Annotated in this window: 20 protein-coding genes; 11 read left to right on the top strand and 9 right to left on the bottom strand. The window is 70.1% G+C overall.

Translation table 11 applies throughout. The features are described 5' to 3' along the window. Positions 1–272: 272 nt before the first annotated feature. The 3 genes from MKL01_RS02675 to MKL01_RS02665 all read right to left on the bottom strand — a co-directional run bounded on the left by MKL01_RS02675 (position 273) and on the right by MKL01_RS02665 (position 1,765). Complete coding sequence (locus MKL01_RS02675) at positions 273–875, bottom strand: hypothetical protein (RefSeq protein ID WP_243903691.1); 603 nt, start codon at positions 873–875, stop codon at positions 273–275. A 70-nt stretch (positions 876–945) separates the two neighbouring features. Beyond that, on the bottom strand, positions 946–1,167 hold the full coding sequence (locus MKL01_RS02670) for a hypothetical protein (protein ID WP_243903690.1): 222 nt from the start codon (positions 1,165–1,167) through the stop codon (positions 946–948). 442 nt (positions 1,168–1,609) lie between these two features. After that, positions 1,610–1,765, bottom strand: a complete 156-nt coding sequence (locus MKL01_RS02665) for a hypothetical protein (protein ID WP_243903689.1) — start codon at positions 1,763–1,765, stop codon at positions 1,610–1,612. Positions 1,766–2,641: 876 nt separating this feature from the next. On the opposite strand from MKL01_RS02665, the gene MKL01_RS02660 reads away from it, so the two are divergent. Genes MKL01_RS02660 through MKL01_RS02645 form a run of 4 tightly spaced genes read left to right on the top strand, consistent with a single transcriptional unit; the run spans position 2,642 to position 4,042 of the window. After that, a complete protein-coding gene (locus tag MKL01_RS02660) occupies positions 2,642–3,061 on the top strand; it encodes a hypothetical protein (RefSeq protein WP_243903688.1) in 420 nt (139 codons plus the stop codon). Further along, positions 3,058–3,444 carry a hypothetical protein gene (locus MKL01_RS02655; protein ID WP_243903687.1) on the top strand — a complete coding sequence of 129 codons (387 nt, stop codon included), beginning with the start codon at positions 3,058–3,060 and terminating at the stop codon, positions 3,442–3,444. The genes MKL01_RS02660 and MKL01_RS02655 overlap by 4 nt, the downstream gene beginning before the upstream one ends. Then, positions 3,441–3,851: a hypothetical protein gene (locus MKL01_RS02650; protein WP_243903686.1), complete on the top strand. Its 411-nt coding sequence runs from the start codon at positions 3,441–3,443 to the stop codon at positions 3,849–3,851. The genes MKL01_RS02655 and MKL01_RS02650 overlap by 4 nt, the downstream gene beginning before the upstream one ends. Beyond that, positions 3,842–4,042 carry a hypothetical protein gene (locus tag MKL01_RS02645; RefSeq protein ID WP_243903685.1) on the top strand — a complete coding sequence of 67 codons (201 nt, stop codon included), beginning with the start codon at positions 3,842–3,844 and terminating at the stop codon, positions 4,040–4,042. The genes MKL01_RS02650 and MKL01_RS02645 overlap by 10 nt, the downstream gene beginning before the upstream one ends. Before the next feature lie 475 nt (positions 4,043–4,517). On the opposite strand, the gene MKL01_RS02640 is transcribed toward MKL01_RS02645, so the two are convergent. The 5 genes from MKL01_RS02640 to MKL01_RS02620 all read right to left on the bottom strand — a co-directional run bounded on the left by MKL01_RS02640 (position 4,518) and on the right by MKL01_RS02620 (position 10,463). After that, entirely contained in the window at positions 4,518–6,239 is a 1,722-nt protein-coding gene (locus tag MKL01_RS02640; protein ID WP_243903684.1) for a PAS domain-containing protein, read from the bottom strand. 140 nt (positions 6,240–6,379) lie between these two features. Beyond that, on the bottom strand, positions 6,380–6,598 hold the full coding sequence (locus tag MKL01_RS02635) for a hypothetical protein (protein WP_243903683.1): 219 nt from the start codon (positions 6,596–6,598) through the stop codon (positions 6,380–6,382). A gap of 122 nt (positions 6,599–6,720) precedes the next feature. Beyond that, positions 6,721–7,773 carry a LacI family DNA-binding transcriptional regulator gene (locus tag MKL01_RS02630; protein WP_243903682.1) on the bottom strand — a complete coding sequence of 351 codons (1,053 nt, stop codon included), beginning with the start codon at positions 7,771–7,773 and terminating at the stop codon, positions 6,721–6,723. Between the two features lie 503 nt (positions 7,774–8,276). After that, positions 8,277–9,140 carry an SMP-30/gluconolactonase/LRE family protein gene (locus tag MKL01_RS02625; protein ID WP_243903681.1) on the bottom strand — a complete coding sequence of 288 codons (864 nt, stop codon included), beginning with the start codon at positions 9,138–9,140 and terminating at the stop codon, positions 8,277–8,279. A 15-nt stretch (positions 9,141–9,155) separates the two neighbouring features. Then, positions 9,156–10,463, bottom strand: coding sequence for a sugar MFS transporter (locus MKL01_RS02620; RefSeq protein WP_243903680.1), 1,308 nt, complete (start codon positions 10,461–10,463; stop codon positions 9,156–9,158). 162 nt (positions 10,464–10,625) lie between these two features. Between MKL01_RS02620 and MKL01_RS02615 the strand changes: the two genes are divergently transcribed. Both MKL01_RS02615 and MKL01_RS02610 read left to right on the top strand, forming a co-directional pair. Next, positions 10,626–11,774: an aldose epimerase family protein gene (locus tag MKL01_RS02615; RefSeq protein ID WP_243903679.1), complete on the top strand. Its 1,149-nt coding sequence runs from the start codon at positions 10,626–10,628 to the stop codon at positions 11,772–11,774. Then, a complete protein-coding gene (locus MKL01_RS02610; protein ID WP_243903678.1) occupies positions 11,771–13,570 on the top strand; it encodes an IlvD/Edd family dehydratase in 1,800 nt (599 codons plus the stop codon). Before MKL01_RS02615 ends, MKL01_RS02610 begins: the two co-directional genes overlap by 4 nt. Before the next feature lie 161 nt (positions 13,571–13,731). Here the strand turns inward: MKL01_RS02610 and MKL01_RS02605 are convergent, their stop codons facing one another. Then, positions 13,732–14,472: a FadR/GntR family transcriptional regulator gene (locus tag MKL01_RS02605; RefSeq protein WP_243903677.1), complete on the bottom strand. Its 741-nt coding sequence runs from the start codon at positions 14,470–14,472 to the stop codon at positions 13,732–13,734. A gap of 144 nt (positions 14,473–14,616) precedes the next feature. On the opposite strand from MKL01_RS02605, the gene MKL01_RS02600 reads away from it, so the two are divergent. The 5 genes from MKL01_RS02600 (at position 14,617) to MKL01_RS02580 (ending at position 18,990) form a co-directional block, all read left to right on the top strand. Continuing rightward, positions 14,617–16,212 (top strand): aldehyde dehydrogenase (NADP(+)), encoded by a 1,596-nt coding sequence (locus tag MKL01_RS02600; RefSeq protein ID WP_243903676.1) that lies wholly within the window; start codon positions 14,617–14,619, stop codon positions 16,210–16,212. 83 nt (positions 16,213–16,295) lie between these two features. Next, entirely contained in the window at positions 16,296–16,706 is a 411-nt protein-coding gene (locus MKL01_RS02595; RefSeq protein ID WP_243903675.1) for a hypothetical protein, read from the top strand. A gap of 1 nt (position 16,707) precedes the next feature. Then, positions 16,708–17,634 carry a Gfo/Idh/MocA family protein gene (locus MKL01_RS02590; RefSeq protein ID WP_243903674.1) on the top strand — a complete coding sequence of 309 codons (927 nt, stop codon included), beginning with the start codon at positions 16,708–16,710 and terminating at the stop codon, positions 17,632–17,634. Between the two features lie 424 nt (positions 17,635–18,058). Next, complete coding sequence (locus MKL01_RS02585; protein WP_243903673.1) at positions 18,059–18,259, top strand: hypothetical protein; 201 nt, start codon at positions 18,059–18,061, stop codon at positions 18,257–18,259. A gap of 461 nt (positions 18,260–18,720) precedes the next feature. Continuing rightward, entirely contained in the window at positions 18,721–18,990 is a 270-nt protein-coding gene (locus MKL01_RS02580; RefSeq protein ID WP_243903672.1) for a hypothetical protein, read from the top strand. Positions 18,991–19,309: the final 319 nt, after the last annotated feature.

Genomic DNA, 19,309 nt, shown 5'->3' with positions numbered 1-19,309 from the left:
CGCCCACGTAGAAAAAACAGCCACAGCAGGATGACGATGGGGATCGGCACTCCGATGAGCCACAGCAGGCTGCCTGTCAGCATGTCGCCCTCTCTCCAACCTGCCGAGCAACTCGGCGATCGAGAGTCCGTTCCACGCCGGGCCTACGCGATGGCGGCCAACAGTGGGCAGGCGTAGCGCATCCCGGCAGGGTGACCGCCGGGGTGACGGTGTCGAGAAATTTCAAAAAATCGCGCGCGACCTATATTTCTATTGAGATAAAATAGAAGAAGTTAAGGAAAGACAGTAGCTGCAATCTGCATGTACGAAGAGTCAAATACTTGGCCGACCATTGTATCAGGCAAATCAAGATTTCTAGCGATACCCGCTGCGCCTAAATTCGCGAGCGAACCGTCCGATATCATTCGCTGACGAACTGAAAAAGGGAGCAAAATTTCCATCGCACAAACTTCTGCAAGGCGCTCTGCGTTGACCGCCATCCCCAGTGCCGACCCAGATTGAACGCTACTATATAAAGCCAGTGTAGTTATCAAGGTTGTGACAGCCTGCGCAGAGACAGTATGAGCACCAGATCGACTGTCCATAGCGTGGCACAGTTCTTTTGTGACCACAAATCTACGCCATTCGACAGGCAAATGATTTGCGTATCGAATTTCGACAAGTTCTTGTCTTCCGCGGTAAGGAAGAAAAGACGTGAACCGCAGGAACTCGCCCCATATAGGATTTGTTGGACTGACGTTGTATCCCAGAAATCTCACGTCATCTATCTGCGTGTATGCCTCTATCGCATTCGAAACCTGCTGCAGGGTGAATGTATCAGTAGTTGGGAAGGTCTTTCTGCACGCATCGCGAACGGCAATAACTGCGGGAACCATGATGAAGCCCAAAAACAACAAAGGCGGGCCTTGGCCCGCCTAAGCTAGTAGATGCGCGGATTATTTGATGTCAAGCTTCGTAGCTTGACCCTTCCGCCGGCGCATCGCCATTCCATTTGAAATGGCGCACGCAATTGCCGGACGAGATCGCATCTTCAATCTCATTAAGCCCGGCAAAAATCTCCTCCGGCTGGACCGCCCTCGACGGGTGGAAGAGAAACTTCACATCCACCAGCCCTTCCTGACGGGCAGTTTCGAGCCGAGCGAGAAACTTTTTCTGCTCGCTCATCATATCACCTCACCCTGTAACGAAGCCCCCGCTTCGCGAATGGTTCGAACGCGCAGCTCCCATGGCCGGTTCGCCCATTCCACGCCGATTTGGCAGGAATGGAAAAAACCGTCAATGCGCATCGTATGCCATGTTCGCAACATGACACGAGAAATTAAATGGGGTGCTAATTCTCGGATGCAAATTTGTCCGCGGGAAATTTGCGCCATGCTCCTCAGCCCGCAAGAGTTTTTCATCCGAGGGGCTGTTTCAAATTCACCTTTGGGTTTCGCCCCTATGCGTTCTAATCGCGCACACGCTTACTCGGCTGCTGTCTTTCGTAGCCGCACCCCCGGCCCCTCGCCGTTCTCCTCGATGAAGATGACGCCAGCGGCCTCGAAGAGGTTGTTCCGCGGAACAATTCGGCCCAGCCTTCAGCGCCTTTTCCTCGAGGCGGGGGATGGGGTCAGGCCTCGTCCCCAGTGATGTCGTCCTTGAAGCCGTCGAAGCCCGGCAACGGCACACCGGTCCTGAACACGTCGTACTTGCGGCCGATCGCGTCGAGCTGCTTCCCCTGGGCCCTCTGCACGCGGTCGCGATCGTCCTGAGAGACCTCTCGCATCAGACGTTCACGGAACGCGGGATCGGGCTCAGGATCGCTCATACGTCCCCCTACGACTGCTTCGCCTTCATCGCTACTTCTACCAGCCGGCGTATGGCTTCGGAGTGGGCTGGCTTCCATCTGCCCCGAGCCCCTTCAACGGCACGCCAGTTCTGAACCGATCGTACTTGCGGCCGAGGACATCGAGCGTAGACCCGCGCGCAAAAAGCGCAGTGTGGCGATCGTTTTCGGCGACCACGCGCAGCAACCGTTCGCGAAAGATATCGTCAGGCTCAGGGTCACTCATTTCAGATAGCCCTTCGCCGTCAGGTGCTCAGTGAGCCGAGCTATTAAAGCGCATCCAAAATCCACGCCGCTCCCATCATCGCGCCTCCGCCGATCATCAAGGCGACTACGATGTAGGCGTGCAGGCGATCGTAGATGGATATGGGCATCGCAGGCAGCCCCAATCGAGCGAAGTCGTATGATCTCGCGGGCTTAGGGACGCGCCATCAGCATATGTTAACAAGCCGTAAATCCACGAGCCGCGTGATCTGGTTGCCACAGTTTCGGCTCATTTTAACAGGTCCGGAGCAGGCCCTCGCCCAGTAATTACGACTGCCTCGCCTTCAAGGCTTCCTCTACGAGGCGGCGGATGGCTTCTGAGCGTGATGGCTTGTCAGGCTGGCCCTCGCGCCAATCGTCGATGCCGTCACGCAGGGTGTCCGACATACGGAAACCGTACATGGGATCGCGTCCTGTCGCCGGGCGACCACGCTTTTTTGGTTCAGCCATAATTGACAGGAGCATCTTTTAGGTTTAGCAGAAAAGGCGAGCCGGAGCAAGGCTGCAACCTCGCTCACGGCTCTAACCACGCAACGCCTTGGGAACCGTCACATGGCTATCCACCACCCTACACCGCGCCTCGGCGGCGGTGAACGCCCGCGCTTGCCTTCAGCACAGGTAGGACCGGTCACACAGGCCATCCGCGCCATGCGGGCGGCCGAGCCGGTCAAGAAGAGTCGCCAAGTTGTCGACTCTACTGTCCTCAGTCACGGCGCCTTCGTTCACGGCATCCGCGCCCTGTCCCGCACCGAGGTCGAGGATCTGATCGGCGGCCTGATCGACCTCCTCGACGCGATGGACGGCGACACGGACTTGGAGGCCGATTACGCGCACACCGGGCGCAAACGTGACGGTAGCCTCTGCACCTTGGGTAGGAGCAGCGACGACGAAGGGTTCACCGACGACAACGGCATTGCCGACCTTGAAGCGGCGGCCGAGCAGGGCTTCCCGGGCTATGGGGGCTGCTTATGAGCGGCCCGGCCAACCGCCGCGGGTTCCTGCGCGGCCTCACCACGCTCCCGCTGATCGGCGGCAGTGTGGCTCTCATCGGCACCCCGGTTCGGGCGGCCCAGCCCGTCACACCCGGCATGCTCGCGACCTACTCGGCGTGGCTGCACTTCGAGCAGCGCGCCATCCAATGCGCGGTGGGCATGGAGAACGGCACCTTCATCCCGTGCCTCAACCCGGGCTCGCACTTCCATTTCGACCACTTCAGCAAGGATCGGTTTGCGCTTGATGCGCAGTTGCGCGCGCCGGTCGTGTTGTCGGCGGTCGGCTGCCCGCTCACCTCAGTAGAGGCTGAGGAGGCTTGGGCGACGACGTTCCGGCCGGTGGTACAGGAGGGTAGACGATGACCGCCCCCACCCGCCGCGCCGCTCTCGGCGCCATACTGGCCACTCCGCTCACAGGAGGGGCTGTCATGGCCCTCCCTTCCGTAGCGGCCGCACCCCGATCTGACCTGGCCGAAGCTTGCCTCTGGGCCATCCGGCATATCGACTACATCAACACGGCCGCCGTCTCAGACCATTGGGATGACGACCGGATCAGTGATGAAGGCGACCGGTCCGACGCGGTGGTAGATCGGGCCATCGCGGAGCCGTCGCGTTCGCTGTCAGATCTGCAGGCCAAGGCACAGCTCTGCCTCAAGGACTTCGCGGATCACGCGCTGCCCTTCAAGGATAACCAGGACGAGAGCGCCCTCGACGTAGGACAGCGGCTTGTCCTTACCGTCCTGCGGGAGGTGATCAAGCTATGCGGCTGATCCGCCCGTTCATCATCGCGGTGGCGTGGTGGCACACGCGGCGGGTCCGCCGTGCCACCCACGACATGCGCAGGGCGAACTACTACGCCACGCGCAGCCTGCGGACGCTGGTCGCTGTCGGGCGTGGTCCGATCCCGCTCACCGCCAGCGGCGTGCCGGCGATCCCGACGATGCCGGTGCTGTGCCAGTAGGGGGGGGTGGTGAATACCCACCCCCTTGGCATCCACGCCCGCCCTGCCTCGGCGGAGACGTTGTCGGGCGGGCGTGGAGTTCAGCTAGGCCCGTCGGCAACCTGCTGACTCGCTCAGCCTACGCACTGCCGAGCAAATGCGAAACAGTTTCGCTTTTCGAAAAACGGAAACGGTTTCCGTTTTGCTGGCCCCGGCCCGGTTGCTCGCGCGGTCGGCTCACTCTTCAAATCTTATGAGCAGCAGTTTGAACCCAGCCGGGCCTCACGACAGCCCTCGGCATCCACGCCCGCCCCTCAGCCTTGTGAGGGAGGAGCCTCGGGACGAGCGTGGAAGGCCGGGGTGGATCCACCGACGAAGAAGCCTTGCACGCCAACTTTGCCGGTTGATGTCCGCCCTTCACGAACGCCGCTCACGCATCCGGTGCGGGCGGTAGAGTCCACCGGCTTTCACTCCCGCTTATTGGACATTTTCTGGTTCAATCATCTGCCATTTCAGCATAAGTTGCTGATTTATATATATCTTCGGCTTCGATTTTCTTTTGATCGGTGCCGGGATCGGGCACCGCCGTCCACATCACCACCCGGCGCTCGCCGGCCTGCGTCAGGACGCGGTCGACGAAGCCGGTCACCCGCTCGCCGGCCGCGAGGCGGGCCACCACCGCGGCGGTCTCGGCATGGTCGGCCGGATCGACGAGGGCCGCGAACGGACGGCCGAGGAGGTCCGGCTCGCTCCAGCCGAGCATGCGCGTCCAGGCCGGGTTGACGCTCTTCAGGAAGCCGTCGAGGCCGGCCGTGCCCATCAGGTCGTTGGTGGTCTCCCACAACCGGTCGCGCTCGCGCGTGCGCTGCGTGACCTCGGTGAGCAGGGCGGTCTCGACCCGCTTGCGGTCGGTGATGTCCTGCACGAACACGTGGAAGCCGTCGACCGCGCCGTCGGCGTCCCGCCGGGGCAGGTAGCGGATCTCGGCGTCGCGGTGGCGCCCGTCCGCGTGAGGCCACACGGTCTCGAACAGGACCGCCTCGCCGGCGAGCGCCCGGGCCATGTAGGTCCGCCGCACCTCCGCGTTCGCCGGGCTCAGAAGGTCGCGCACGTCCCGGCCGACGATCTCGGAGGGCGGGCGGTAGAACCAGTCCTGGTAGGCCGCATTGGCGAAGCGGTAGATGAAGTCCCGGTCGATGAAGGCGATGAGCACCGGCAGCGCGTCGGCGACGAGGCGCAACTCGCGCTCGTTGGCCTCGGCCCGCAGCTCGGCCAACTTGTGATCGGTGATGTCGCGCACCGCCCCGACGAACCGGACCGCGCGTCCGGCGCCGTCGCGCTCGAACTCGCCCCGGCGGGCGATCCAGCGCTCCTCGCCGGTATCGGCCCGGCGGATGCGGTAGGCGACGTCCCGCGCGACGAGGCCGGCCCGGCGGTCGGCGGGCTGCGAGACGATCCCGGCATCCTCGGGGTTCACCAGGCGGATGATGGCGTCGGTGAAGAGCCGCTCCTGCTCCCGCAGGCCGTACAGGCGGAAGAAGTTCGGCGTGGCGTGGACGGTGTCGCTGGCGATGTCGACGGAGAAGATCCCGACCCCGCCGGCCTCCTGGGCCCGGTGCAGCCGGGTCTCGGAGGCGCGCAGCGCCGCCTCGGCGCGGGCCTGGGCGCCGATCTCGGCATTGACCCCGAACCAGCGCACCACCCGGCCGGTGGCGTCCCGCAGGGGCACGATCCGCGTGAGGAACGGCCGGAACACCCCGTCGGCCCCGCGCAGGGGGAAGACCATCTCGAAGGGCGCGCCGGTGGCGATCGAAGCGGCCCAGACCTCCATGACCCGCGGCAGCTCGGCGGGATCGTGGACGCTCCGCCAGCCCCAGCCCGCCATGGCCTCCTGCGTGGTGCCGCAATAGTCGAGCCAGCGGCGGTTGTACCAGAACAGGTAGCCGTCGCTGCGGGCGAGCCAGCACAGGATCGGGAGGTGATCGGCGAGGCGGCGGAACTCGGCGTCGTCGATCCGCTCCGGATCGGGCTCGGACAGGATCGTGTCGATCCGGGCGGACACGTGCCAGAACGCGCGGCCGAAGGCGGTCTCGTCCGCGGGTTCGACCGCGACCCCGGTCCCGGCCCGGTCGGCCGCGAGGGCGGCGCGCAGGCGCTCGACCTCCTGCGCGAGGGCGCGGTTGCGCCGCCGGAGATCCGCCGTCTCGTCCGCGCTCATGGCGCAGGGCGCCCGCCGCGTCGGCCGGCGGCGGTCGGCGCACGGGCGCGGGCGGATCTGAAGACGTGACGCCGTCTCATGGCGGCCTTGTTGCAGAACCGGCCGGCCCTTGCCAGCCCGCGGCCGCGGATCGGATCGTCTCAGCGTCCGCGGGCGCCGCCCGCGTCGGGGCGCAGGTGCAGGAAGCTGCGCTCGCCCGTGGCGGCCTCGGCCACGTGCTGGATCGTGTCGAGCAGCTCGGTCACGGCCTGCGGCGCGGCGGGGCGGAACTCCGCCTTCGGCTCGACCCAGCGCTTCCGGGTCCGTCCCGCGGCGATCTGCGCCTCGCTCAGTGCGTCGAAATCCCGGCGTCGGGTCATGGCTCAGCCCTCCGGCCGAGAATCTGTTCGGGATATGGTTGATGAACGGTTAACGGCGGGCGCCCGGGCGCGTCCGTCAGGCTCGGTCCCGCCCGTGGAGCGGGCCGCCAGGCGGCCCGCCCCTAGGAGAGCTGCGCCCGCCCGTCGGATCCGGTGGACTCGCGCACGACGAGGCGGGTGGGGAAGTGCCGCTGCGCCAGGTCGTCCGGGGCGCGCGTGCCCTCGATGACCTCCACCAGGGTCGCGAAGGCGAACCGGACCATCTCGAGGGTCGGGACCTCGATCGAGGTCAGGCTCGGGATCGTGTAGGCGCTCTGGATGGAGTTGTCGAAGCCGACGACCCGGATCGCCTCGGGAACCCGGATGCCGCGATCGTGCAGCGCCTTCAGCACCCCGAACGCCACCCGGTCGTCGGCCGCCACGATCGCGTCCGGCCGGACCGGGCCGTCGAGCAGGCGGAGCGTCGCGCGATGGCCGCTCTCGGATGTCCAGTCGCACGGGACGACGAGGTCGTCCCGCAGCGGCAGCCCGGCCTCCGCCAGGGCCTCCCGGTAGCCCCGGAACCGCTCGGCGACGGTCCGCATCCGCCTGCCGTCGCGCTTGCCCTCGAGAAAGCTGATCGCCCGGCTGCCCGTCCGCGCGAGGTAGCGCACGGCCTCGTAGACCGCATCGCGCTCGGCCCGCATCGCGAAATGCGCGCCGGGCGTGTCGAGGCCGAAGATCACGAAGGGGAACCGCTTGGCCTGCAGCATCGCGATCAGCGGATCGTCCCGGCGCTCGGCGAAGAGCACGAGGCCGTCGACCCGGGCCTCGCTCACCAGGCTGGTGATCCGACCCACGCTGTCCGGGTCGTCGCTGCACCAGCGCCGGTGGACCAGCGTGTATCCGTGCTGGTCGGTCACGTACGCGAAGGCCTGCAGCAGGCCGCCCTGGTCGGCCTCCTGCATCAGGCCGGACGCGTCGGCCCGCGCGCCCACCGAGAACACGCAGGCGATGCTGCGGCTGGGCTTCTTGCGCAGCGAGCGGGCCGCGAGGCTCGGCACGAATTCCAGGTCGCGCATGGCGGCCTCGATGGTCTCGCGCGTGGTCCGGGCGACCTTCTCGGGGTGGTTCAGGACCAGGGAGACCGTCTGGAAGCTGACGCCGGCCCGCCGGGCGACGTCCTTGATCGTCATCTGGCCCATCGTCACCTCAGCCGCGGTCGGTCCGGCAGGCCCGGCGCGCCCGGGACGCGCGCCGCGCGAAGCCCAGAGACGGCCATGTCCGTTCGACCAGTCTAGGACCGGCCCGATCGGAGATAAAGCTGCGGACTGAGCGCCGACAGACCAACGAATAATCCGAATACCGGCGCGCCGGGCTCGAAAACCGGCATCGCCGCGACGGCGCCGGGACCTCCCCGCCGGCGCATGCGGGCCGGTCCGCCCGGCGCGGGCATCGAACCCGACAAGAAACCCGCCGCGGCACGGGCCGGGCGGGTCTGAGGCGTCTCGTCTCGGAGATGGCACGACCGTAGGGGCCGGGCCGGGGCGGCGCATCCCTCATCCGGATGACGTCGCCGGCCCGAAGCCGCCCGGAAGGCGACCGGCAGGGGCGCGGAGCCGCTGGTCCGGGCGGCGTCGGATGCCGCCCGGACCAGCGGCACGCGGGCGTGGTGGGGCGAGTCCGGAGTAGAACCCGTTCAGCCCCCGAAGGCCCGCGGCGGCAGGCCCCGGACGCCGGCGTCGAGTTCGAACAGGGCCCCGGCCTCCGGCACGTCCTCGGCGCCCCGGGCGGCCGAGGTCACGAACAGGCGGTCGAGCCCGTCCCCCGCGAAGGCGCAGCTCGTGATGTTGGGGGCGGGCAGGGGGATCGCCCGCATCAGGCGCCCCTCCGGATCCACCCGGCTGAGCCGGCCGCCGCCCCAATGGGCGATCCAGAGGCAGCCCTCTTCATCCGTGGTCATCCCGTCGGGCCAGCCCCAATCGTCCGGGAAGCGCAGGAAGGTCCGCTTGCCCGTGAGAGTCCCGTCCGCGGCGAGGTCGAAGGCGTAGACCGTCCGGGCGGCGCTGTCGCTGTGATAGAGGATCCGGCCGTCGAGGCTGAAGGTCGGGCCGTTGGCGACCCCGTAACCGCCGTCCATCCGCCGCCAGGTCAGGTCGGGGTCGAGCCGGTGCAGGGAGCCCGAGACCGCCGTCTCGGCCTGGTGCATGGTCCCGGCCCAGATCCGGCCGGCGCGATCGACCTTGGCGTCGTTCAGGCGGTTGTCCGGGTGGTCGGGCTCCGGATCGCCGATCGGCGTGATGCGGTCGGCCTCCAGGTCGTAGGTCGAAAAGCCGCTCTTCAGCCCGACGATGAAGTCCCGCCGTCCGGCGCGGGGGATGATCCAGCCCAAAGGCTCCGGGAAGGGCCGGGTGCCGGTCCCGCCGCCGGCGAGGTCGAGCCAGTTCAGGGCCGGCGCGTCGATGTCGACCCAGAACAGACGCCCCCGCTCCGGCACCCAGACCGGGCCCTCCCCGAGCCGGTCACGGCCCGTGCGGGCGACGATCCGGATCCCCGCAACCATGGCCGGCCGCGCCGATCAGGCCGGTTGCCCGGGGGCCGGCCGGCAGCCCCAGAGCGCGTAGAAGAGGACGTAGAGTTCGCAAGCCGCGGTGATCAGGAAGGACGGCTGCAGGCCGAACCGGTCCGCCGCCCAGCCCTGCACCACCACCAGCGCGCCGCCCGCGATCGCCATGATCAGCAGCCCCGCCCCCTTCTCGGTGAGCGGCCCGAGGCCGCGGATGCCCAGGGTGAAGATCGTTGGGAACATGATCGCGTGGAACAGCCCCACCGAGATCAGCGCCCACATCGCCAGATGGCCCGTGGCGAAGGTCGCCACCAGCATCACCGCGCCGGCGCCGACCGCCGCCCCGGCCAGCACGGTCTCGGCCGGCCGGGTCTGCATCAGGTAGCTGCCGACGAAGCGGCCGACCATCATCCCGCCCCAGAGCAGGAACAGGTAGCGCGCGGCCTGGGCGTGCGTCAGGTCGCCGATCGCCGGCTGCGAGACGAAGTTGATGAACAGGTTCGAAACCCCGATCTCGGCGATCAGGTAGATGAAGATCGCCGGCACGCCGAGCACGAGGTTGCGGTGCCGCCAGAGCGACGGGCCGGCGCGCCCGGCCTCGGCGGCCCGGCCGGTGCCGCCGCCGATCGCGGGCAGCGGGAAGCGGGCGATCGCCACGGCGAGGACCACCAGGATCGCCGCCACGATCAGGTAGGGGAGCTGCACCGACTGCGCGTCCGCCAGGCGCTCGGCCGGGCTCAGCACGGTGCCGGCCGCCGCATTGCCCGAGGCGGAGCGGCCGAGGATCAGGTAGCCGCCGAACAGCGGCGCCAGGGTGGTCCCCAGCGAGTTGAACGCCTGCACGAGGTTGAGCCGTGCCGGGGCGCTCTCGGCCGGCCCGACCACCGCCACGTAGGGGTTGGCGGCCACCTGCAGCAGCGTGATGCCGCTCGCGATCACGAACAGCGCGGTGAGCGTGATCGCGTACGAGACCCGGTGCGCGGCCAGGACCATGCCGAGCGTGCCGAGCGCCATGATGCCGAGCCCGGTCGCCAGGGCGCGCTGGTAGCCGATCCGCGCGATCAGCTTCGCCGCCGGCAGCGAGGCCATGAAATAGGCGATGAACCAGACCGACTCGATCAGGGTGGTCTGCGTGTAATCCAGGTCGAACACGCTGCGCAGGTGCGGCAGCAGCGTGTTGTTGATGACGGTGATGAAGCCCCACATGAAGAACAGGCTTGCGAGCAGCGACAGGGCCGGGCGGTGGCGGCCCTGATCGCGCGTCGCGGCCTCCGCCGTCCCGCCCGCGGACGGCCCGGCGTTCGCCATCGGTCCTGCCATCCAGCCTGTCTCCCTGGCCATGCCCTCTTGCCGGGGCCCCGTGTTGTCGAACGCAATTGTCTGAGTATATAGCGGAGTCGCGGTCGTCAACCGCGACCGCCCGCTCGAGCCGCCTCAGAAGCGGCAGGGCGGGCGCGGTCATCACCGGAGGGGGAGGAATCGATGCGGAGCGTGGGAATGGCGGCGCTGTGCGCCTGCGTGGCGATCCCGGCGGCCCGGGCGGCCGAGCCGGTCAGGAGCGTGTTCGGCACCCTGCCGGACGGCCGCACGGTCGAGGAGGTGACGCTGGCCAACGGCCACGGCATCACCGCGCGGGTGCTGTCCTGGGGGGCGCTCCTGCGGACCCTCGACGTGCCGGACCGCGCCGGCAAGCCGGCGGACGTGGTGCTCGGCTACAACGACCTCGCCGGCTACCTCGCCAAGCCCAACTATTTCGGCGTGAGCGTCGGGCGCTACGCGAACCGCATCCGCGCCGGCCGCTTCACCCTGGACGGGCAGAGCCACGCGCTCGCCACCAACGACGGCCCGAACGCCCTGCACGGCGGGACGGCGGGCTTCGACAAACGGCTCTGGACGATCACCGCGGTGACGGGCGGCGCGGCGCCGTCGGTGACCCTGCGCTACGTCAGCCCGGACGGCGAGGAGGGCTATCCCGGCACGCTGACGGCGACCGCCACCTACACCCTCGACGACGCGGACACGCTCACGGTCACCTACCAGGCGACCACCGACAAGCCGACCATCGTCAACCTGACCAACCACAGCTTCTTCAACCTCGCGGGCGAGGGCTCGGGCCGGTCGATCCTGGACAACGTCCTCACCATCCCGGCGGAGCGCTACACGCCCGTCGACGCCACCCTGATCCCGACCGGGGAACACCTGCCGGTGGCGGGCACGCCCTTCGATTTCCGCAAGCCCGCGGTGATCGGCGCGCGCATCCGCGAGGGCCGCGACGTCCAGATCGCGCGGGGGCGCGGCTACGACCACAATTGGGTGGTGACCGACGCCCCCACGGCCGAGCCGCATCCGGCGGCGCGGGTCGAGGATCCGCATTCGGGCCGCATCCTCGACATCGCCAGCAACCAGCCCGGGGTGCAGTTCTACGCCGGCAACTTCCTCGACGCGACCGCGGTGGGTAAGTCCGGCCTCGCCTACCGGCAGTCGGACGCCCTGGCGCTGGAGCCGGAGCTGTTCCCCGACACGCCGAACCAGCCGGCCTTCGGCTCGGCCCGGCTCGACCCCGGCCAGACCTACCGGAACGTGATCACCTACCGCTTCTCGACCAGCCCCGCCCACCGGACCCGCAAATGACCGATCGACCGATTGCCCGGCCCCTGCGCTCGCGCGCCTGGTTCGACAACCCCGACAATATCGACATGACGGCGCTCTACCTGGAGCGCTACCTCAACTTCGGCCTGAGCCTGGAGGAGCTGCGCTCGGGCAGGCCGATCATCGGCATCGCCCAGACCGGCTCGGACCTGTCCCCGTGCAACCGCCACCACCTCGTCCTCGCGGAGCGGATCCGCGAGGGCATCCGCGAGGCCGGGGGCATCGTGCTCGAATTCCCCGTCCACCCGATCCAGGAGACCGGCAAGCGGCCGACCGCGGGCCTCGACCGGAACCTCGCCTATCTGGGCCTCGTGGAACTGCTCTACGGCTACCCCCTCGACGGCGTGGTGCTGACCACGGGCTGCGACAAGACCACCCCGGCCTGCCTGATGGCGGCCGCCACCGTGAACATCCCGGCCATCGCCCTCTCGGTGGGGCCGATGCTGAACGGCTGGTTCAAGGGCCAGCGCACCGGCTCCGGCACCATCGTGTGGAAGGCCCGCGAGATGCTGGCGGCGGGCGAGATCGACAACGACGGCTTCATCAAGCTGGTGACCTCGTCGGCGCCGTCCACGGGCTTCTGCAACACGATGGGCACGGCCACGACCATGAACACCCTGGCGGAGGCCCTGGGGATGATGCTGCCGGGCTCCGCGGCGATCCCCGCCCCCTACCGCGACCGGCAGGAGGTCGCCTACCAGACCGGCAAGCGCATCGTCGCCATGGTGGCGGAGGACCTGAAGCCCTCCGAGATCCTCACCCGGGACGCGTTCCTCAACGCCATCGTGGTCAATTCGGCCATCGGCGGCTCGACCAACGCGCCGATCCACCTGGCGGCGATCGCCCGGCACATGGGGGTCGCGCTCGACGTCACCGACTGGCAGACCTACGGGCTCGACGTGCCGCTGCTCGTCAACCTGCAGCCGGCCGGCGCCTATCTCGGCGAGGATTACTACCGCGCCGGCAGCCTCCCGGCGGTGGTGGCGCAGCTCATGCGCCGCGGCCTGATCCGCGAGGGCGCGCTGACGGTGAACGGGCGCTCCATCGGCGAGAATTGCCGGGACGCCACCATCGAGGACGAGGACGTGATCCGGCCGATCGACCGGCCCCTGAAGGAGGCGGCGGGCTTCCTGGTGCTGCGCGGCAACCTGTTCGAGGCGGCGGTCATGAAGACCAGCGTCATCGGCGCCGAGTTCCGCAACCGCTACCTGTCGAACCCGGAGGATCCCGACGCCTTCGAGGGCCCGGTCGTGGTCTTCGACGGGCCCGAGGATTACCACGCCCGGATCGACGATCCGAGCCTCGGCATCACCGACGAGACCCTGCTGGTCATGCGCGGGGCCGGGCCGGTGGGCTATCCCGGGGCCGCCGAGGTGGTGAACATGCGCCCGCCCGCGCAGCTGATCCGGGCCGGCGTGCACGCCCTGCCGTGCCTCGGCGACGGGCGCCAGTCCGGCACCTCGGCCTCGCCGTCGATCCTCAACGCCGCGCCCGAGGCGGCGGCCGGCGGCGGCCTCGCGCTGCTGCGCACCGGCGACCGGGTGCGGATCGACTTGCGCCGGGGCACCGCCGACATGCTGGTCGACGCGGACGAGATCGCCCGCCGCCGCAGGACCCTGGAGGAGGCCGGCGGCTACGCCTATCCGGCCTCGCAGACCCCCTGGCAGGCGATGCAGCGCGCCGCGGTGGGGCAGATGCACACGGGCGCGATCCTCGAGGGCGCCGAGCGCTTCCAGCGGATCGCGCAGACCAGCGGCCTGCCGCGCGACAATCACTGAGCCGCACAGGGTCCCGGATTCGAAAGGTCCGGGAGCTTTCGTGGGTGCAGGGCAGCGCCTTGCTGGGTATCGGGGCAAAGCCCGACATCGGGGCAAAGCCCGACATCGGGGCTCCGCCCCGATACCCTGCCAAAGGGCTCGCCCATTGGAAACCCGGACTCTTAAGGCCGCATCGCCATCTCGGTGTCGGCGAGGGCGAAGCGGATCAGCTCGGTCATGGTCTGGCGGGCGGCCTCCGGCTCCCCCGCCACGATCGCCTCGTAGAGGAGCCGGTGGTCGGGCATCGCGTCCCGGGGCAAGCCCTTGCGGCGATGCTTGAAGATCGTGGTCCAGGTGACCGCGGCGGCGATGGAGCTCGACAGGGCCATCAGCGGCCCGTTGCGCGCGGCCTCGAGGATCGCGTTGTGGAAGGCCTGGTCGGCGGCCCGGCCGGCCTCGGTGGCGAGCCCGTGGCGGCCCATCTCCTCGAGGGCGTGGCCCATCCGGGCGATGTCGAGGCCCGAGCGCCGCTCGGCGGCCAGCGCCGCCGCGGCCGGCTCGACGATCATCCGCAGCTCGAACAGGTCCCGGATGAACGCCTCGCTCGGCTCCGCCTGGAAGGCCCAGGCGAGGATGTCGGGATCGAGCAGGTTCCAGCGGCTGCGCTGGCTCACGCGGGTGCCGGTGCGCGGCCGGCTCTCCACCAGGCCCTTGGCGCTCAGGATGCGGATCGCCTCGCGGTAGGCGGTGCGCGACACCTTGAGCTGCTCCGAGAATTCGATCTCCCCGGGCAGCACATCCCCCGGGGCGTAGCGGCCGCCCAGGATCGCGATGCCGAGGTCGCGCGCCACGGAGCCGTGGATGCGGCGCCAGCTCGAGGCGAGCGGGAGCCGGACATCCTCGTGACCGCGATCCTGCCTCACCCGTTGCCTCCGGTCCGAGCCACCGGGACGGGGCGGGATCGCCGAGACTGTATCCTGAAGTTGTAGGAGCGCAAGCATCGACACCTGTCGGCAGCGGGGGCCGAACCGCTTGCGAGCCGCTACGAACTGCTCTAACCTATTTGTATGAGTAAACAAACCGCAGCCCCCGGGACGATCTGGGGCGTCGGCCTCGTCGGCGCCGCGGACGTGACGGCGGCCGAGACATTCGTGGCGCTGAATCCCGCCACCGGGACTCCGCTGGAGCCGGCCTTCTCGGCCGCGGGCGCCGCGGAGGTCGAGGCCGCCTGCGCGCTGGCGGAGGCGGCGTTCCCGAGCTTCTCCGAGACCGCACCCGCGTTGCGCGCGACCTTCCTCGAATCCGTGGCTGCGGCCGTGACCGATCTCGGGGCTCCCCTGATCGCGCGGGCCATGGCCGAGACGGGCCTGCCGCAGGCGCGCCTGGAGGGCGAGCGCGCCCGCACGGTCGGCCAGCTGCGCCTGTTCGCCGACCTCGTCCGGGCGGGCGATTGGGTCCAGGCCACGATCGATCCGGCCCTGCCGGACCGCAAGCCGCTGCCCCGGCCGGACCTGCGCCGGCGCCACGTGGCGCTGGGCCCGGTGGCGGTGTTCGGTGCCTCGAACTTCCCGCTCGCCTTCTCGGTGGCGGGGGGCGACACCGCCTCGGCGCTGGCGGCGGGCTGCCCGGTGGTGGTCAAGGGTCACCCCGCCCATCCGGGGACCGGCGAGCTGGTGGCGCGGGCCGTGCGCGCGGCCGTGGCCGCCTGCGGCCTGCACGAGGGCGTGTTCTCGTACCTGCCGGGGCCGTCGACCGCGCTGGGCACCGCCCTGGTGGCGGATCCGCGGATCAAGGCCGTCGGCTTCACCGGGTCGCGCGGGGGCGGGCTGGCGCTGATGCGGGTGGCGGCCGGCCGGGCCGAGCCGATCCCGGTCTACGCCGAGATGAGCGCGGTCAACCCCGTCCTGCTCCTGCCCGGGGCCCTCCGGGCCCGGAGCGCGGCGCTGGCGGCGGGCTTCGTCCAGTCGCTGACGCTCGGGGCCGGGCAGTTCTGCACCAATCCGGGCCTGCTGATCGGGATCGCCGGCCCGGAGCTCGACGCCTTCGCGGAGGAGGCCGGCGCGCTGATCCGCGCGAGCGCGCCGCACGCGATGCTGACCGCCGAGATCAGGGCCCGATTCGAGGTCGCCGTCGCCGCCATGGCGGATCGCCCGGGGGTGACGGTGGCGGCGCGCGGGGCGGCGGCCGGGCCGGGGGGGGCCCCCGCCGCCCTGCTGCGCACGGAGGCGCGCCGCGTCCTGGCCGATCGGGCGCTGGCGGACGAGATGTTCGGCCCGGCCGCACTTCTGGTGACGGCCGCCGATCCGGCGGAGCTCGCCGGACTCATCGGGTCCCTCGGGGGCCAGCTCACCGCGACGCTGCATCTCGACCGGGCGGACGAGCACCTCGCCGCCGGGCTGGTGCCGCTGCTGGCCCGCAAGGCCGGCCGCATCCTGGCCAACGGCTGGCCCACCGGCGTCGAGGTCGCCCCCGCGATGGTGCATGGCGGCCCGTTCCCGGCGACGTCGGACGGTCGCAGCACCTCGGTGGGCACCCTGGCGATCGAGCGGTTCCTGCGGCCGGTCTGCTACCAGGACCTGCCCGACGCGCTGCTGCCGCCGCCCCTGCGCCCGGACAATCCCTGGCATCTGCCGCGCCGGATCGACGGCACCCTCAACGGGTAGCCCGGCCGCTGACCGGGCGCCGCGCGGCTCCGGACAGCCGTGCCACGGGACGGCACCGGAGAGGCCGCCCTCGGGAGATCGAGATGGGTTCATCACGCCTGCAATCCCGGGGCGCCGACGGGCAGCGCGGCACGGCGCTGCCCGCCGAGGGCGTGATGCGGCCGGTGCTCCACGCGCGGCCGGCGGCCAGGCGCGGCACCAGCCGCGTCCGGCGCGACGGCACTCTCCTCCGGGAGCGACCGTTCCTCACGGGGGAGGCGACCCTGTCCCAAAGTCTCGCCAACCTGGGGCGGCTCCCCTTCAAGAATACGCGGTTCCGCCGCCCCGGCGACCGGCATGTCCGCCTCTTCGGGACCGCCACCCGCGCGTTCAGCGACGGCGTCGCGACCCGGCCCGGCGACGTGGTCGAGATCGAGGCCGCGCCGTTCACGCGGCCCCCGCGCAACCCGCCGGTCGCCGCCCCGTCCGTCGACACCGTCGTGCGGGGGCTCTGAGATGGCGAACCCGATCCGCATCGGCCTGGTGGGCGTCGGCAAGATCGCCCGCGACCAGCACCTGCCGGTCATCGGCGCGTCGCCGGATTACAGCCTCGTGGCGGTGGCGAGCCGGCAGGGCGGCCTGGACGGGGTGCCGAACCACCGCAGCCTGCCCGAGATGCTGGCGGCGGGGCACGGCCTCGACGCGGTCGCCCTGTGCCAGCCGCCGCAGGCCCGGTTCGCGGCCGCCCGGGCGGCGATCGAGGCGGGCCTCCACGTCTTCCTGGAGAAGCCGCCCGGGGCGACCCTGGCCGAGGTCGGGCTCCTGGTCGAGGCCGCGCGGGCACGCGGCGTGAGCCTGTTCGCGAGCTGGCATTCCCGCTACGCGCCCGGGGTCGAACCCGCGCGGCGCTGGCTGTCGGGCCGGCGCATCCGCGCGGTGTCGATCGCCTGGCTGGAGGATGTTCGGCATTGGCACCCGGGCCAGGACTGGATCTGGGACGCCGGCGGGATGGGCGTGTTCGACCCGGGGATCAACGCCCTGTCGATCGCGACCCACATCCTGCCGCCCTTCTTCCTGACCGAGGCGACCCTGTCGGTGCCGGAGAACCGTCAGGCGCCGATCGCCGCCGACCTGCGCTTCGCGGATTCCGCCGGCACCCCGATCCACGCGGTGTTCGACTGGCGCCAGACCGGCCCCCAGACCTGGGACATCCGGGTCGAGACCGAGGACGGCACGCTCGTGCTGTCGCGGGGCGGCGCGGCCCTGGCGATCGACGGTCACGACCAAACGCTTCCGCCCGAGGCGGAGTACCGCGGCCTCTACGACCGCTTCGCCGCCCTGGTGCGCTCCGGCGCCAGCGACGTCGACCTGACTCCCCTGATCCACGCCGCCGACGCCTTCCTGCGCGGCACGCGCCGCACGGTGGCGGCCTTCACCGACTGACCGGGCAGGATCCCGGCGGGACAGGGGACGCGCCAGGGCCGCGCGTCGAGGGGCAGGGATCGCGGCGGGAAGGCCCGAACGGTGGGCCGCACCCGCGCGGCGCCGTCATCCACGGGTCACCGCCCGGCCGGGCGCAGGACGACAACGGCCACACCACCGGCGTGCAGGCGGTCGACGGCGGCCGGCGATCTGTGCCCGGTTCGCCCCGATGGTCTGGCGCTGCGCGGCCGTTCCGCGTGCGCGGGAGCCACGGCGGCAGGCCGGACGTCCGGGCACGCCACCCGAAGACGCCCTCCGGATGCGCGAGACGGGGTCCAGCGGCGGAACTCCGCCCCGAGTCGAGGATTGACTCATAGATTGTAGCTGTTCTAATTCTTATGTGAGAACGGCGCGACGCCGATCCAGAGACCGGGAGACACGCGACATGGCCAGCGCGCATTGCGAGAGCTGCAAGTTCTTCGACGAGCACAAGGGCAACGGCGCCCCCGCCCAGGGCGATGCCGGCCTCTGCCGCTTCAACCCGCCGGTCAGCCAGCCGGAGCCGGACTCCAAGGGTCTGTGGCCGGTGGTCGCCTCGAGCGACTGGTGCGGCCACTTCACCGCTGAGATGAACGCCGCCGAATAAGCCTCGGGCGCGGCGGTACGATCAGGGCCAGCCATCGCGGCTGGCCCTGTCTCGTTTCCCGCCGACGCGCCAGCGAGGGCGTCGCGGGATCGCCCGGCGGCGCCGGACCGGCGCGCCTGCCCAGGCGCGAGCGAGCGGTCGCGCAGCACTGCCGGGTCGGGATCGGCCCGCCCCCCGGGCCCGCGACCGAGCGAACCTGCCCTCCCGACCGGGACTGCCTCGGGATCGAGCCCCGGCGGTCGACGTCCGGCCCGGCAGCGTTGCGCGACGTGCCGGAGGCCGCACGGGCAGTCCGGTCGCGGGGTTGAGTTGCCCTGGACTCGACCCGTCCTGCAGTATTGGGCATGGCTGACCTGCATTCGAGTCGCTCGAACGTCATGGTGATGCCATCCTTGGCGTCCATCGGCTCCCTCTATCGCCGCGCGACACGCTCGTGCGGCTCGGATGAGCGAAGGATGTCCATGACCTCGACCAAGACGGCCCTGCTGGCCATCGGTCTCTGCCTGGGTCCCGTGGCGGCCCGCGCCGAGTCGTCGCCGGCCCGCGAGGCCCTCAAGCAGCATTGCACCGGCGACTACATGGATTACTGCAGCGCCTACGCGCCGGGCGGTCCGGAAGTCGAGGCTTGCTTCAAGACCAACCTCAAGAAGCTCTCCGCCGGCTGCTCGGCGGCGATCACCGCCTACAAGAAGGAACAGCGGGCGACCAAGCGGTTCAGCGAGGCGCGCTGAGCGCCCGCGCCGTTCGCGGCGCCGCCGCGGCAGATGCGGGCGCGGCGCGTGCCGACGGGAGCGCGAGCCCGTGACCTGCGCCGCCGGCGCGCAGCCCCGTGCCCCGGGACCGCGAGCGGCCCTAGCCCCCGCGGATCGGGGCTGGTCGGGCCGCCGATCCTGCGGCTGCGCATGATCCCGGACAGATTTGACCGAGATCCTGCGGCCGGAGCCATCCCATCCGGCCTGATCCGGTCGCGACCGAGAACGGTGACACACCGATCTCTCCAGGAGAGGTTCGGTCAAAGCCGCACTCAGATCGATCAACCAACCTGACATT

The organism is Methylobacterium sp. J-070 (assembly GCF_022829385.1).
In the GTDB taxonomy this organism is placed as follows: Bacteria; Pseudomonadota; Alphaproteobacteria; order Rhizobiales; family Beijerinckiaceae; genus Methylobacterium.
Note: the sequence above shows the minus strand (reverse complement) of the source record. Positions and strands in the feature narration are given on the sequence as shown.